The sequence below is a fragment of the Aeriscardovia aeriphila genome (assembly GCF_002259595.1).
In the GTDB taxonomy this organism is placed as follows: Bacteria; Actinomycetota; Actinomycetes; order Actinomycetales; family Bifidobacteriaceae; genus Aeriscardovia; species Aeriscardovia aeriphila.
Genome location: NZ_MWWU01000002.1, coordinates 743,081 through 757,055, shown reverse-complemented (window position 1 = coordinate 757,055; position 13,975 = coordinate 743,081). Strand labels below are relative to the sequence as shown.

Sequence of the window (13,975 nt, the reverse complement as noted above, 5' to 3'; positions counted from 1 at the left end):
TGCTGGGTGATAATCTGCGGTGTTAATCTGTGATGTTAATCTGGGGAAAACTTCAGGCGTTTTGCGAGCTTTTTCTCCCCTGAACTATTAGGGTGGTGAGGGAGAATAGAGAAGGAACAGGTATGCCGGGTTTTGATAGTTTTGCCAGCCTCGCCTTTCTGGTAATTGCGATCGTAGCCGTACTGGCAATGGCGCCATTGGCTTACTTTCAGCACCAGATGAAAACTCGCAGGGATCGGGCTATTGAAAACTCAGGCAAACTTAATTCGGTGAATTTGACGCGGGAACTGGATGAGCAGGCCCGCGAGCGCAAAACGTGGGAGGACACTATGAGTGAAGCTGCTGCTGGTCGACTTTCCGATTCGTACATCGCCTCTGTTCGCGCCGCTCGCAAGGCCAGTATTCGCCGCCGCCGCTACCTGGTGGCAGGCTTGCTCGTTCTCACTCTCGCTGTTGGTCTTGGCGCTTTTGTGGCCCACTATAACGCCGCTTTCGTGCTCATTCCTCTGGCTTTGCTGGCCGTTGTTTTGGGCTTAGGTGCTCGAGCCTCCCAGATTGCCAGGACGTGGGAAGAACAAGTGGCCGAGCAGCGTTCCCGCCTGGCTGGTGAGCAGCGTGTGGGTAAGGCGGTGACGAGGAATAGCGCGCAAGCTGCTAGGGGAGAGCTGAGCGCTGAGAGCAAGCGAGCTAGTGAGCGTGCCGAGCTGCACGCTGAGAGCAAGCGAGCTGGTGAGCGCGCCGAGCAGAGCAAGAGCAGCGACGAGCCACAGACTGATGTGATGAGTGCGGCAGAAATCTTCAAGCTCACTTCTGCCGATTGCACTCGTGCACAGATGAAGGCACAGCAGAGGGCGCAAGCTCAGCAGGCTCAGGCGAAGAAGACACAAGCTGCGGGTGTTAAGCTAGCTGCTGCGCAGGCCGGGGCGCAAGTCACCAAGCTTTCCGATCTCAAGAACAACCCTGCTCCAGCACCGTCGAAGGCGCAATCTGAAGCTTCGGTGGAAGCGCCGTCCCAGGCACTGTCCTTGCCGGTGAAGTCGCAGAAGGTAGTCGCCAAGGCTACGAAGCCGAGCACTGCTGAGCAGCGCAAGATTGAGGAGAGCGTGACCCCGTCGGTGAGCATGGCTCAAGTTCTCGGCGTGCTCGACAAAACCCGCTGATTGGCACGCGCAGATCGCTGCGTGCTGATCGCAATGCGATAACCACAACCTGCTGACAGCTACGCGCGAAGCGCGGAGTACAGCACAGGTGAAGGCGGGAATGGCAGCGGAATAATCGCGGTGATAATCTCAAGCCGTTCGCTTTCAGTGCAAATCGCCGAGAGTTTAGCACTCTGTCACTATGAGTGCTAATTCGTGGTATTCTCCTGTAGTGGAACTTCTGAAGTGTGGGTGTTCGTCAGCCGCCGCGCGCTTGGGAGTCACCATTGGAACATCTCATAAGGAGGAAGTTCGCGATGGCAGTTTCACTCAAGCCATTGGAAGATAAGGTCATTATTAAGCAGGCTCCAGCAGAGACCACGACTGCTTCCGGTCTGGTCATCCCAGATTCTGCCAAGGAGAAGCCACAGCAGGGTGAAGTTCTGGCCGTTGGTCCAGGCACCCGCAACGACAAGGGTGAGCGCATTCCTGTCGACGTCAAGGTCGGCGATGAGGTTCTCTATTCTCGCTACGGCGGCACCAAGCTGACCTACAAGGGCGAAGAGTACTTGATCGTTTCTGCTCGTGACATTCTCGCTGTTCTGCAGTGATAATCTCGACAAACTCGTGAGATTAACAGCTCCCCGTTGCACCTTCGGCGTGCGGCCGGGAGCTTTTCTTTTCTTAAACGCTCGCTAAGGTGGAGTGGTGAGCACAACGAGCGAAGAGCATGAGAAGGCTGAGAGCGAGCAACCTGCCGACCTGAGCGTTCAGAAGACAAACGAAGGAGAACTGAACGCGACAAAGGCGAGTGTGCAGAAGACTGGCACGAAGAAGACTGGCACGAAGAAGGCGAGCAAGAAAAGCCAGCGCACACACGATTCTTGGCATGTGAACTGGGTCAAAGCCGGCAACCATTCGCGCCAGCATATCCGCCAACAAAGGCTTGAGCGCGGCAAGAAAATCCATGAGAAAATCGCCCTGCGCCAAGCCTTTCGCCACCCTGTCGACTATGTGGGAGACGAGCTGAGGGCGGATCATTACCACCATCTCGCCCCTGTGCGCCTGATGGGCTGGTCCGTGCTCATCGGCCTCGTCGTTGGCGTCATCGTCTCGCTCTTCCGTCGTGCTATTTCGCATTTGCTGCTCGGCGTGCAATGGGTGTACGCTCAAGCGCGCATGGGCCAGTGGTGGTGGCTTGGCGTGATTGCAGCCGTGTGCCTGATGATCTCGTTTGTGGTGGCCTGGATGGTGCTCACCCAGCCGGCGAGCTCCGGCTCTGGCATTCCTGATGTGGAGAAGAGATTGCGTGCTTCCCAGCCGATCTTCTTCCACTGGTGGTCTATTTTGTGGCGCAAGATTGTGGGCGGCCTACTCTGCTTCGCTCCTGGAATGATGTTGGGACGCGAGGGCCCCTCCGTGCAGATTGGCGCGTGCGTGGGCATGGGCTTTGGCCCGCTGTCGCGAACCACAAGAAAAACGCGCAAAGAGCTCGTCGCCGCCGGTGCAGCAGCTGGCCTGTCTGCCGCGTTCACCGCGCCGATTGCTGGCGTGCTCTTCGTGATGGAGGAAGTATATTCCCGCTTCACCATCAAAACAGGCTTGTGTGCCTTTACCTCCTCAATTGTCGCCTCGGCAGTGACCGTGCAAGTGTTCGGTTTGCACCCGGTTTTCGCCCTGCCGGATACCTACAAGCTTCCGCTGTGGCAGTACTGGCAGCTGCTCGTCCTCGCCCTCGTGGTCGGTTTGATTGCCAAACTCTATGAAAAGAGCCTGTTCTGGGCGACCAACTTCTACTCCTGGGCGCGCATTCCGATGGCTTTCCGCCCGTTTATCCCGATGCTTTTGCTGCTCCCGGTAGGCGTGTACTTCCCCTTCCTTTTGGGCGGTGGCAACGGTTTGGTGGACGCTCTGGGCAAGAACCGTTACAGCATTGGCCTGCTCGTCGCCTTCCTGGTGATCCGCCTGGTGGTGTCGCAGCTGTCCTATGGTTCGGGCGTACCGGGAGGTATTTTCCTGCCCATGCTCGCCCTCGGTTCGCTGGTCGGCGCCTTGGTTGCTGAGATTTTCATTGCGCTGGGGCTGGGTTACAACACGATGGGCTATATTTCCTTAATGGTGATCGTGGGTATGGCTGGGCTTTTTGGCTCGGTGACAAGGGCTCCTTTGACGGCGATTATCCTCGTGATGGAAATGACTTCGGATGCGGAGCTGTTGCCACTGGGTGTGGTGACTTTGTTGGCATACTTGATTTACGATCTGTTCGGTGGCGAGCCCATTTACGATGAGTTGGGTGCCCACCCAGCCAAGAAGGTATTCTCACTGTTGCGAGTGAGCCAACTGGGAACGCTGAACGGGCAAGCAAGAAAGGCTGAGAATGGCGAGTTCTGACGAACTGCTGAAAACATTGAACGCGCATGAGGAAGCGCTGAACGCTTACGGCATTGAAAGCTCGGCGATCGAATCTGCTCTGCGCGCGCACGCCCAAGTGGAAAACTCTTTGGCCAGCCCTGAGGTGGCAGCCAACCCTGCTGCGCTGAAAAAACTCGGCCGCCAACTTGCCGAGCTCGGCGTCGTCGTCGACGCTTACCGAGCTTTTTCGAGTGCGGATGCTGACTTGACTGCAGCGCGCGAGCTGTTAGAGCTCGACCCTGAGGCGAGCGACGTGCAAGCTGAGGCGACTGCGCTGGAAGAGCAGAGGAATAGCAGCGCTGATAATCTCAGGCAAGCCTTGTTGCCTCACGACCCTGACGACGGACGTGACGTCATTATGGAAATTAAGGCAGGCACGGGCGGCGAAGAGGCAGCGCTGTTTGCCGGCGATATTTTGCGCATGTACGAGCGTTTTGCCCAGATCAAGGGCTGGAATGTCGAAATTCAGTCGAGCACGGAGACTGACCTGGGCGGTATTAAGGACGCGCAGATCGCCATTCGCGCACCTCATATTTCCGACCCCTCCCAAGGCGTGTGGGCGCAGCTCAAGTATGAGGGTGGTGTGCACCGCGTCCAGCGAATCCCCGTCACCGATACACAGGGGCGCATTCAAACCTCAGCGGCTGGCGTATACGTGTTCCCGGAGGCGGATGAGGACGAGGAAATCGAGATCGACCCTAAGGATATTCGCGTCGACACCTTCCAAGCTTCGGGCCCAGGCGGTCAGGGCGTGAACACCACCTATTCGGCCGTTCGCCTCACCCATATTCCGACGGGCATTGTGGTGAGCATGCAGGACCAGCGCTCCCAAATTCAAAACCGTGCGGCAGCTATGCGCGTTCTCGTCTCGCGTTTGATGGCCCTCAAGCGTGAGGAGGCGGAGGCTCAGGCTTCTGATGCGCGCCGCTCGCAGGTGAGGAACCTCGACCGCAGCCAGCGAATCCGCACGTATAACTTCCCGGAGAACAGGATCGTCGACCATCGCTCGGGCTATAAGGCGTACAACCTCGACAAGGTGATGCAAGGCGACTTGCAGGCGGTGATTGACTCGTGCATTGCCGCTGATGAAGAGGCTAAGTTGCAAGCGCAGGCTCACTGATGGCTCACCCTTCTTCAGCATTTCTTGAGATTATCAGTGCGCCTCCATCTCGCCTGCACACTGTCGTCACTGCGCTTTCTCAGGTGTTGACGGATGCGGGGATTGAGCAGGCTTCAGCAGGTTTTGAAGCCCGCGAACTCCTCGCTTTCAGCTTAGCGGGCAAGCGCTTTGAGCTTTCTGGGCAGCTGCTCTCGCGCTTGCGCGTGTGGGAAGTGATGAACGAGCCGTGGGGCCAGGTGCTCGCGCATGCGCGCGAACTGTTTGCGCAGGCGCAGAGCGAGGGGAGTAGCGCTGAGGTCCACGCGGGAACTGGGGTTTTTCAGAGTGGGGGAAACAGTTCTGAAGCTGACGGCGAGTTGAGTGAAGCCGCATACGAGCAGCTCGTTCGTGCCAGTTTTGCTGACGTGGTGAGCAGGCGCGTGAACCGCGAGCCATTGCAATGGATTCTCGGCTATGCTCCCTTCAGAAACTTGGAGTTGCAGGTAGGACAGGGTGTGTTTGTGCCGCGTCCCGAAACCGAACTCGTAGTACAAGCCGTTCTCGATGAAGCAGCTCGCAGGCTTGCTAGCGACGCTTCGACGCGGGCTCATATGGCGCAGTCTGCCGAGAGCGGTAAGTCCGACGAACCTTACCCGCTCACCATCGTCGACCTATGCGCAGGAAGTGGCGCAATAGGCCTGAGCATCGCACAAGAATTGCCTCAAGCGCTCGTCGTTGGTGTGGAACTTTCCGATGGCGCCTTTGCTTACTTGCGGCGCAATGAAAAACGCTATGCGTTGCCCAATTTCTGCGGCATTCAAGCAGATGTTCTGGCTGATAATCTGGGGAAACTCTTGAACGAGACCTTCGCCAAACTGGCAAGCAAGGAGCAGCTCACCCCAGGCGTTGACATCGTCATTTCCAACCCGCCTTACCTGCCTACCGTGAGGCCCATCGAGCAGCCCGAGGCGAGCAGCGACCCAGATATGGCCCTGTACGGCGGTTCTGCTGACGGGATGAAATTCCCTCAGGCTTTGATCCACCACGTAGCCTCTATTCTGAAACCGGGCGGGTTCGTTGCCATGGAGCATGACCTCACCCAAGGCCAAGCCATGCGAGAAGCTTATAAAAACGCCGGTTTTGAACAGATCATGACCGCCCAGGATTATTCTGGAGCAGACCGGTGGAGCCAAGCGTACCAACCACAGGCTCGAGCAGCTGGCCGAAGGAGTGAGAGCAATGAGTGATTATCAACCCAAGCAATCGTCTGAGCTCACGTACGCTCAACAGCTCAGCGCAGAAGTAAAGGCTCGCGTGCTGCCTATCACTGAGGAAAGCTTGAAACTCGCGGCATTCCTCATCCGTTCTGGTCAGCTCGTCGTCGTGCCCACTGACACCGTGTACGGTGTGGCAGCAGACCCAGCCAACGCGCATGCGGTAGAGCGTATTTTTGCTGCAAAGCATCGCCCGCGGGCGAAGTCTATTCAGGTTTTGCTCGACTCGTTGGAGCGTCTGCCTCAGCTTCATTTGAGCCTTCCGCAGCCGCTGGACCGTTTGAGCGCAGCCCTTCTGCCGGGTGGTTTCTCACCGATTGCGCAGGCTCGCGAGTCGACCCCTCTGGCCACTGTTCGCCGCGAGGACGATGGCAGTTTGACGCAGGCTATTCGCGTGCCCGATAGTGACGCTTTGCATGCGATTACTGCTGTGACGGGGCCACTGGCGGCGACTTCGGCGAACCTCTCGGGTGAAGAGTCTGCAACCTCGGCGTGGCAAGCTGCTGCTGCGTTGGGTGACTCGGTGGCGCTCTACCTGGATGCTGGCCCGACCCCTGGCCCGGTTGCGTCGACGGTGGTGAAGGCTGCTCCTGGGGCTGCTTTGGGCATTGACGTGCTGCGCGAAGGGGTAATCTCTCGGTCTCGACTTGCTGAGATTATCAGTTATCCACAACAGTAGGCCTTGCGTGCAGGAAGTAAGGCAATGAGCTAGCATCGAAGAAGTACTAGCAAAGGCGGTGTTATGCGCGTTTACCTTCTGATCGCAGCGATTGCAGCAGCGGCAACCTATTTGGTGACCCCGCTGATCAGGCATCTCGCCATCGATATGGGCGCTGTGGGCGAAATTCGCAAACGTGACGTTCACCGCGTCCCCACCCCGCGCATGGGCGGAGTAGGCATGCTCTTCGGTTTCATCATCGCTTTCCTCTTCGCCTCCCGTATGCCGTGGATCGGCGGACTTTTCCGCAATTCCCACCAAGCCTGGGTTATTCTTGTCGGCGCAGTAGCAATCTGCCTGCTCGGTGTGTGCGACGATATTTGGGATTTGGACTGGATGCTCAAAATGTCCGGCCAGATTCTCATCTCTGTTTTCGTCTCCTGGCAGGGCGTGCAAATCGTTTCGCTGCCGTGGGGACATTCGCTGATTACGGCAAGCCCCTCGGTTTCCATGGCGGTGACGGCCTTTTTGATTGTGGCGTCGATTAATGCTGTCAACTTTGTAGATGGTTTGGACGGCCTCGCCGCAGGAATTTGCGCGATCGGCGGTATCGCGTTTGCCGCGTATTCGTATATTTTGGCCCGAACTCAGCCGAGCTACGCTTCCATGGCCATTTTGGTGGATGTGTGTTTGGTGGGTATTTGCGTGGGCTTCCTCATGGAAAACTGGCATCCAGCCAAACTCTTCATGGGTGATTCAGGCTCCATGCTCTTGGGCTATTTGCTGACCGTGGCTTCGATTGTTCTCACCGGCCACCTCGACCCGGCAACGATGACGAGCTCGACGTATTTGCCGATCTTCATGCCACTCATTCTGCCAATCTTGGTGCTTTTCATCCCCGTGCTCGACATGTGCCTAGCTATTACTCGCCGTTTGGCGAAGGGCCAGTCGCCGATGCACCCTGACCGCATGCACTTGCATCATCGCATGATCCGCATTGGCCATTCGATTCGTGGCGCCGTTGCGATTTTGTGGGGCTGGGCTGCCCTCATTTCCTTTGGCGCTATTTCCACGCTTTTTGTCCCGCTCTGGGAGATTTTCATTGTGGCTTGTGTCGTCGTGCCAGTGTTGACGGTGGCGACGATGGCTCCGCATTATCGTCGCCGTTTGGCAGAGATTCGCGCTCACGCGCAAGCAGGCCAGCATATTGGAGGTCGCGATGAGTGATGTCACAAACGATGAGAGCCAACAGCGCGACGTTGAGCTCGAAGCGATTTTGAATGATCGGCCCAAGAACGCCGACATGATGGACAGGTATGTGGCAGCAGTTTTGCACATAACCCGTCCGCTGCTCTCGTTGTTCACTCTGGCGGAAGTGATTGCCGGAGCCGTGATTGGGGGAGCACCACACGTGTGGGCTATTGTGCTCGCCGTTGTGGTGGTAGTGATCTTTTGCTTGAGTACTCCTGTGGCTTTTTGGGTGACCTCTCATATGCCGGGGCTGAAGCGCGCGCAAAACCCGATGCGTACTTTTACGATGGCCACCATGGTCAACTGGATTTTCAAACTTGTCATCCTCTTCGGCACACTGCTGATTTTGGGAGATTTGAACTTCTACGACCACACGATCTTTGTGTGGTCAGTGTTCGTCGGCGCTGTTCTGATTTTGGGTGCGGAGCTTGTGGCCGGCTTGACCTTTGACAAGCCCAGCCAGCCTCAGAATAAAAAATCACAGAACAAGAAATCGGTGAACAAGAAATCGCATCACAGCGGTTCAGGGCTGGCACAAGATCAGCGTCACCAGGATGAGCATAAGGCGTGAGCGAGGGAACAGATATGAGCACGACATCACAACAGGCACAGCAGGAACCAGTACAGCAGGGTGAACAACAAGCTCAACTTTCAGGCCTTGCAGCAGACGAGCTGGGCAATATTGCACCCAAGAGCCTCGATTGGTCGGACGCTGACCTCATCGCACTCGACCTCGAAACCACCGGCCTTAAACCCGAAGAGTGCGAGATTATCGACATCGGCATGGCCAAGGTGATTGACGGGAAAATTGTCGACGAATACTCGCAGCTGATTTACCCCGGTGTTAATCTTGCGCCGGTCATCGTCCAGCTCACGCACATCAGCGATAGTGACCTCGTCAACCAGCCAACATTGGGCGAGGTTTTCCCTACAGTGCGGAAACTGCTGGGCAACAGGCCTCTTCTGGGCCACAATGTGAGCTTTGACCAAAGCTTTTTGCAAGCCGCAGCCGAGCGATTCCTGTTGCCAAGCGTCACCAACAAGCTGATCGACACGATGCTGATTTCGCGCGATAAATTCCCGCAAGAAAGGCGCCACCGCCTCCAAGACGTCATGATACGGCTCGGGATTACCAGGGTGGAAAAACATCGGGCGCTCTCCGATGCCAAGGACACGCTGGACGTGTATAACTTGCTCGAAGCGATGCTTCAAGCGCGGTGATAATCTCAAGAAATTCAAAATTTTAACCCACAGCGAGAAACACCTGTCAAGCGCTGTGAGTACTTTTGGCATATGGCTTCCAATGTGAATGAATCGCAATATCAACCACTCCCGCCAAAGTTCGCATCTATCGGCTTGGCATATGACGACGTCCTGCTCCTGCCAAATGAGTCCGACGTCATTCCATCCGAGGTGGACACCACCGCACGTTTGACCCGAAATATCAGCCTTAAGGTTCCGGTTATTTCGGCTGCCATGGATACCGTTACCGAATCGAGCATGGCAATCGCTATGGCTCGCAACGGCGGCATCGGCGTGCTTCACCGCAATCTTTCCATTAATGACCAGGCCAGCCAGGTTGACATCGTCAAGCGCTCCGAGTCCGGCATGATCACCGACCCGCTCACCATTCGTGCTGACGCAACCTTGGAACAGCTCGACAAGCTGTGTGCCACCTACAAGGTGTCCGGTCTGCCAGTCGTGGACGAGGATGAGCACCTCATCGGCATCATCACTAACCGCGACATGCGTTTCATCGAGTCGGATGATTACCCGACCCTCCACGTTTCCGACGTCATGACCAAGGATCACCTGATCACCGGCCCATCCGATATTACCAAGGCAGATGCTCACGCCCTTCTCGCCAAGTACAAGGTGGAGAAGTTGCCTTTGGTCGACCACTCTGGCCGTCTGACCGGCCTGATCACCGTCAAGGACTTCGTCAAGACGGAGCAGTACCCCATGGCCACCAAGGATGGCCAGGGCCGCCTGCGCGTGGCAGCCGCAATCGGCTTCTTCGGCGACGCTTGGGAGCGCGCTTGCGCTCTGCGCGATGCTGGCGTTGACGTTCTCGTCGTCGACACCGCGCACGGCCACACCAAGCTCATGCTCGAAATGGTCGCCCGCATCAAGAAGGATCCGGCATTCAAGGATGTTGACATCATCGGCGGTAACATCGCCACCCGCGAAGGTGCTCAGGCTCTTATCGATGCTGGCGCTGACGCGGTGAAGGTGGGTGTGGGTCCAGGCTCCATCTGCACCACCCGCGTGGTTGCTGGTGTTGGTGTTCCACAGCTCACCGCAACGTATGAAGCAGCTTTGGCATGCAAGGCTGCTGGCGTTCCGTGCATTGCTGATGGTGGTATTCACTACTCCGGCGATATCGCTAAGGCAATCGGCGCTGGTGCTGACACCGTCATGCTGGGCGGCTTGCTCGCTGGTTGCGAGGAAGCTCCTGGCCAGAAAGTTCTTCTGCACGGCAAGCAGTACAAGGTGTACCGCGGCATGGGCTCGCTGGCTGCTATGGCTCCTCGTGGTAAGAAGTCCTACTCCAAGGATCGTTACTTCCAGGCTGATGTGAAGAGTAACGACAAGGTCGTTCCAGAAGGCGTCGAGGGCGAGGTTGCTTATCGCGGCCCACTCAAGGCTGTCCTCTACCAGCTGGTCGGTGGCTTGCACCAGTCCATGTTCTACACGGGCTCCCGCACCATCCCAGAGCTGCAGGAGAAGGCTCGCTTCATTCGCATCACTGACGCTGGTTTGCGCGAATCTCACCCACATGACATCGTCATGACTCGTGAGGCTCCAAACTACACTGGCTTCCACAACGCTGACTGAGTGGTTCGCTGCACGTTTCTGAACAGCTCGCTGTGACGGCGTTGTTGTGAGGGCTTGGCTTGTGAGGGTCAAGCCCTTTTTGTATGCGCAAGCTGGTGGACGCAAGCTGGCGCGGAGAGTTGGTGGTCTCAAACTGGCGGCAACCTCAACTCTCGGCGCAAAACTTGCTGGCGCGCTGGGAATTCTGAGGCTCTCGCGTGCTAGCGTTGAAGGAGTTTATTGAGATTGCCAGTTCGCTGATACTGTTGTCAGTTCACTGAGATTGCCAGGGAGGCTTATGAGCACGCTGGAAGAAAACCGCAGGGCACAAGCCGAAGAGCGGATTGCAGCGCACCGTGAAAAAGCGAAGAACTTCGTGCAGACAGCCCGCATTGCCGGGTGGGTGCTGATGGTGATTCTGGCAATCTTTATTCTGGCTGCTCCTCAGTATTCTCGCGCCTTACAGCTCGCTTTCCACGACGGCTATCGCACGGACAAGCTCTACATGCTCTCCGGTCCGGCGTACATGATGAGCATGTCCCTGCTGGGAGTGTGGATTCTGGCCGAACTCGACGTGGTGGAACGTGTCGTGCTCGACAAGCCTATTTCGCTGCGCGTGTCGAGAAATATTCGACGCATGGGTATTGCGAGCAGCCTGGCGGTGCTCATTACACTGATTCGCGTGGTGTTTTGGCCGCAGTTAGAGGCGATTTTCGTGGTGATAATCTTCCTGGTTCTTGCCCTTGCGCTGTTTGCCACTTCTCATATGGTTGCGAGCCGGGCTGAACAGTTGACGCTGGAAGCGTTAGAAAATGCGGATCATCACGTCCGCCGCTAATATTATGGTGATAAGTTCTGTCCTGATCTGTTATGAAGAAAGGCATTGGTAATGGCAGATTTTCAGACCTTTAGCTCTCAAGAATCGAGACTTTTGTGGATCGACTGTGAGATGACGGGCCTTGATGTGTTCCACGACGAGCTGTGTGAGATTGCCGTGGTCCCTACTGATTTCGATCTCAACGTGCTCGACGAGGGTATTGACATCGTCATCAAGCCAAGCGATGCAGCTTTGGAGCAGATGAATGATTTCGTGCGCAATATGCACACGGAAAACGGCCTGATGGAAAAGATGAAGCATGGCGTGAGCTACCAGGAGGCTGAGAAGCAGGTCATCGACTACATTCAGCCATATCTGCCTGCTGAAGGTAAAGCCCACCTGGCTGGTAACACCATTGGCTCGGATAAGAAGTTCCTTGACCACTTCATGCCCAACCTGATGAGTCAATTGCACTATCGCTCTATTGATGTGTCCAGCTTCAAGGAGCTGTGCCGTCGCTGGTACCCGGCAGCATTCGTGGAACGTCCAGGAAAGTATGGCCAGGACCGCTCGTTGGGTGACATCATCGAATCTATCGACGAGCTGCGCTTCTACCGTGAAGTGATGTTCAAGCCTGTTCCTGGCCCCGACACTGAGGAAGCGAAGAAAATCTGCGAGCATGTGGAGGCAACCTCTCTGTTGCGTCAATATGAGGGCCATGGTCGGGTGCTTGCTGACAAGTCGGGAGAGTCGAAGCTCGACTACTGAGCTCACCACAAGCCGAACTGAAGTGATTCCAGCGTCTGAGAGAAGGTGCTATGAAGCAACACGACGCGCTTGAACTGATGAAAGCCGGCCTTTCTGTTTTCATTACTGGAGCGCCAGGCGCTGGAAAAACTTATGTTCTCAACCAGTTCATCACTTGGGCACGCAAACACGGCAAAAACGTCGCTGTCACTGCCTCGACAGGCATAGCCGCCACTCACCTCGATGGCATGACGGTTCACGCATGGGCAGGAATTGGCGTTTCCCAGGTGCTCACGCCCAGAAAGCTCTCGGAAATTCGTGGCCGTCGCGCACAAGCAATCCGCAGTACGGATATTCTCGTCATCGACGAGATTTCCATGCTCAAAGCCTCCGTTGTGGACATGGTGGATGAAGTTTGCCGCAAAATCCGCTCAGATGCACGCGCTTTCGGCGGCCTGCAAGTCATTCTCGCTGGCGACCTCTTCCAGCTCCCGCCTGTCACTCGCAAAGGCTTGGAAGCTCCCGACCCTCGCGTCGAAGAAGTAGAGAAAGAATACCTCGCGCACGGCAAGAACCCCGACGGCTTCATGACGGATTCCTTCGCCTGGGAAACCGCGAAATTCCGCACCTGTTACATCACCGAGCAGCACCGCCAAGACGACGGCGAGCTTCTCGACATTCTCACCGACATTCGAAACGACCAGGTGAGCGTGGCCGACCGGCGCGAGCTGCAATCTCGTATGGGCAAGAGGCCTTCCGCCTCGGAAACCGTCATTCACCTCTACCCGCACAACGCGCAGGTTGACAAGATCAACCAGGACCGCTTGAACGACCTCTTCCACGAGTCGCACTTCTTTACGGCTTTCACGAGGGGTGATATCAATTCTTTGGTCAAGCTGGAGAAAAACGTTTTAGCTCCTCACCAGTTGGAGCTCAAGTACGACGCTCATGTGATGGCTCTATGGAATGACCCGGAAGGCCGCTACTTCAACGGTTCTCTGGGTCGCGTTGTCGACTTCTTGCCTGAAGAGGACATGGGTTTGCCTATCGTCAAGTTTGACAATGGTAATACGGTGGCTATGCAGCCTCGCGATTGGAAGCTTGAGGATAATGGCACGGAGATGGCCTTCATGCAGCAGGTACCTCTGCGCTTGGCTTGGGCTATCACGATCCACAAGTCGCAGGGCATGACTCTCGATGCCGAGGAGGCTGATCTGTCACGCTCCTTCACTAACGGCATGGGTTACGTCGCCCTCTCTCGCCTCACGAGCTTGGCAGGGCTCTATTTGGAGGGAGTCAACGACACCGCTTACCGTGTTTCTCCCGAAGCGCTCAAGATTAACAGTGCTCTGATTCGCGATTCCGAGCAGCTGGAACAGGATCTGCATCATCAGGGTGTGCTCGCTGTGGCGAAACTGCATCAGCCGAGCTTTGATGAGTTCTCACCTTTCGCGCTGGAGGGCGGTAGCAAAGCTAGCGGCCATGGAAATAATGCAGCTGGCACTTCTCCGTCGTTGAATTACGCTGTGACTTCCACGCCGCACAATTGCGCCGCACCTGCACAGCAGGCACAATTCGGCGCCACACAAACAGCCACACAAACCAGCGACGATGAGCTCAAACCAGCGCCGAAAACACAGAGCACGTCCATGCCTGATCTCGACGAGGACGACTCCTGGTGGAACACGCCTTTCTTCTCCAATTTCCATGACGACGATATGTGGTTCTGATAATCTTGGGCCACTGGGTTGAGAGGTTGTA

General features: G+C 56.4%; 13 protein-coding genes. All 13 read left to right on the top strand.

The genetic code is table 11. The features are described 5' to 3' along the window. Positions 1-122 precede the first annotated feature (122 nt). Positions 123-1,160: a hypothetical protein gene (locus tag AEAE_RS04210; protein ID WP_094689869.1), complete on the top strand. Its 1,038-nt coding sequence runs from the start codon at positions 123-125 to the stop codon at positions 1,158-1,160. Between the two features lie 296 nt (positions 1,161-1,456). After that, the gene (gene groES / locus AEAE_RS04205) at positions 1,457-1,750 is read left to right on the top strand and encodes a co-chaperone GroES (protein ID WP_094689868.1); all 294 of its coding nucleotides are present in this window, start codon (positions 1,457-1,459) and stop codon (positions 1,748-1,750) included. A gap of 97 nt (positions 1,751-1,847) precedes the next feature. After that, on the top strand, positions 1,848-3,530 hold the full coding sequence (locus AEAE_RS04200; protein WP_148139961.1) for a ClC family H(+)/Cl(-) exchange transporter: 1,683 nt from the start codon (positions 1,848-1,850) through the stop codon (positions 3,528-3,530). Next, positions 3,517-4,671, top strand: a complete 1,155-nt coding sequence (gene prfA / locus AEAE_RS04195; protein WP_094689866.1) for a peptide chain release factor 1 — start codon at positions 3,517-3,519, stop codon at positions 4,669-4,671. Before AEAE_RS04200 ends, prfA begins: the two co-directional genes overlap by 14 nt. Then, positions 4,671-5,897 (top strand): HemK family protein methyltransferase, encoded by a 1,227-nt coding sequence (locus AEAE_RS04190; protein WP_094689865.1) that lies wholly within the window; start codon positions 4,671-4,673, stop codon positions 5,895-5,897. Before prfA ends, AEAE_RS04190 begins: the two co-directional genes overlap by 1 nt. Beyond that, positions 5,890-6,603, top strand: a complete 714-nt coding sequence (locus tag AEAE_RS04185) for an L-threonylcarbamoyladenylate synthase (protein ID WP_094689864.1) — start codon at positions 5,890-5,892, stop codon at positions 6,601-6,603. Before AEAE_RS04190 ends, AEAE_RS04185 begins: the two co-directional genes overlap by 8 nt. 63 nt (positions 6,604-6,666) lie before the next feature. Further along, a complete protein-coding gene (locus AEAE_RS04180; protein ID WP_094689863.1) occupies positions 6,667-7,809 on the top strand; it encodes an MraY family glycosyltransferase in 1,143 nt (380 codons plus the stop codon). Continuing rightward, positions 7,802-8,404, top strand: a complete 603-nt coding sequence (locus AEAE_RS04175) for a Cg1360 family ATP-synthase-associated protein (RefSeq protein WP_094689862.1) — start codon at positions 7,802-7,804, stop codon at positions 8,402-8,404. The genes AEAE_RS04180 and AEAE_RS04175 overlap by 8 nt, the downstream gene beginning before the upstream one ends. A gap of 14 nt (positions 8,405-8,418) precedes the next feature. Next, on the top strand, positions 8,419-9,054 hold the full coding sequence (locus AEAE_RS04170; protein ID WP_094689861.1) for a 3'-5' exonuclease: 636 nt from the start codon (positions 8,419-8,421) through the stop codon (positions 9,052-9,054). Between the two features lie 72 nt (positions 9,055-9,126). Next, entirely contained in the window at positions 9,127-10,671 is a 1,545-nt protein-coding gene (gene guaB, locus AEAE_RS04165) for an IMP dehydrogenase (RefSeq protein ID WP_094689860.1), read from the top strand. Positions 10,672-10,948: 277 nt separating this feature from the next. Then, entirely contained in the window at positions 10,949-11,488 is a 540-nt protein-coding gene (locus AEAE_RS04160) for a hypothetical protein (protein WP_094689859.1), read from the top strand. Between the two features lie 51 nt (positions 11,489-11,539). Then, the gene (orn, locus tag AEAE_RS04155) at positions 11,540-12,235 is read left to right on the top strand and encodes an oligoribonuclease (RefSeq protein WP_094689858.1); all 696 of its coding nucleotides are present in this window, start codon (positions 11,540-11,542) and stop codon (positions 12,233-12,235) included. Between the two features lie 50 nt (positions 12,236-12,285). Next, entirely contained in the window at positions 12,286-13,944 is a 1,659-nt protein-coding gene (locus tag AEAE_RS04150; protein WP_094689857.1) for a PIF1 family DEAD/DEAH box helicase, read from the top strand. The last annotated feature ends 31 nt before the right edge of the window (positions 13,945-13,975 follow it).

Coding starts and splice junctions, on each gene's coding strand:
- guaB (WP_094689860.1), top strand. CDS start 9,127: ATGGCTTCCAATGTGAATGAATCGCAATATCAACCACTCCCGCCAAAG.
- AEAE_RS04150 (WP_094689857.1), top strand. CDS start 12,286: ATGAAGCAACACGACGCGCTTGAACTGATGAAAGCCGGCCTTTCTGTT.
- AEAE_RS04175 (WP_094689862.1), top strand. CDS start 7,802: ATGAGTGATGTCACAAACGATGAGAGCCAACAGCGCGACGTTGAGCTC.
- AEAE_RS04160 (WP_094689859.1), top strand. CDS start 10,949: ATGAGCACGCTGGAAGAAAACCGCAGGGCACAAGCCGAAGAGCGGATT.
- groES (WP_094689868.1), top strand. CDS start 1,457: ATGGCAGTTTCACTCAAGCCATTGGAAGATAAGGTCATTATTAAGCAG.
- AEAE_RS04170 (WP_094689861.1), top strand. CDS start 8,419: ATGAGCACGACATCACAACAGGCACAGCAGGAACCAGTACAGCAGGGT.
- AEAE_RS04180 (WP_094689863.1), top strand. CDS start 6,667: ATGCGCGTTTACCTTCTGATCGCAGCGATTGCAGCAGCGGCAACCTAT.
- prfA (WP_094689866.1), top strand. CDS start 3,517: ATGGCGAGTTCTGACGAACTGCTGAAAACATTGAACGCGCATGAGGAA.
- AEAE_RS04185 (WP_094689864.1), top strand. CDS start 5,890: ATGAGTGATTATCAACCCAAGCAATCGTCTGAGCTCACGTACGCTCAA.
- orn (WP_094689858.1), top strand. CDS start 11,540: ATGGCAGATTTTCAGACCTTTAGCTCTCAAGAATCGAGACTTTTGTGG.
- AEAE_RS04210 (WP_094689869.1), top strand. CDS start 123: ATGCCGGGTTTTGATAGTTTTGCCAGCCTCGCCTTTCTGGTAATTGCG.
- AEAE_RS04190 (WP_094689865.1), top strand. CDS start 4,671: ATGGCTCACCCTTCTTCAGCATTTCTTGAGATTATCAGTGCGCCTCCA.